This window comes from Acetobacter sacchari, from assembly GCF_017377715.1.
Classification (GTDB): domain Bacteria; phylum Pseudomonadota; class Alphaproteobacteria; order Acetobacterales; family Acetobacteraceae; genus Acetobacter; species Acetobacter sacchari.
This window is the reverse complement of record NZ_JAFVMF010000080.1, coordinates 1-269: the sequence shown is the minus strand read 5'-3', so window position 1 is coordinate 269 and position 269 is coordinate 1. Positions and strand designations below refer to the sequence as shown.

Sequence of the window (269 nt, the reverse complement as noted above, 5' to 3'; positions counted from 1 at the left end):
GCAGCAGACGCCCAGCGGCTGTTGGCGCGTCAGCGAGCGCAGCAAGCGTAGGGTGTGCTGCTGGTGGTACAGATCCAGCGCCGAGGTTGGCTCGTCGAGAAACAGCCAGGCGGGTGACGGCTGCGGTTGCCACAGCTGCGCCAACACCCGCGCCAGCTGTACCCGCTGCTGTTCGCCGCCGGAAAGCTGACGGTAGTCGCGCTGCGCCAGCGCCAGGCAGTCGGTTTGTTCCATCACCTGTTGGATCGCCTGATGCTGGTCGCGTTTAC

Annotated in this window: 1 protein-coding gene; it reads right to left on the bottom strand. The window is 66.2% G+C overall.

What is annotated here, in order from left to right; translation table 11 throughout:
• Window positions 1-269: ATP-binding cassette domain-containing protein (locus tag J2D73_RS20330; protein WP_207884235.1), on the bottom strand; the 269-nt coding region annotated here is incomplete at both ends.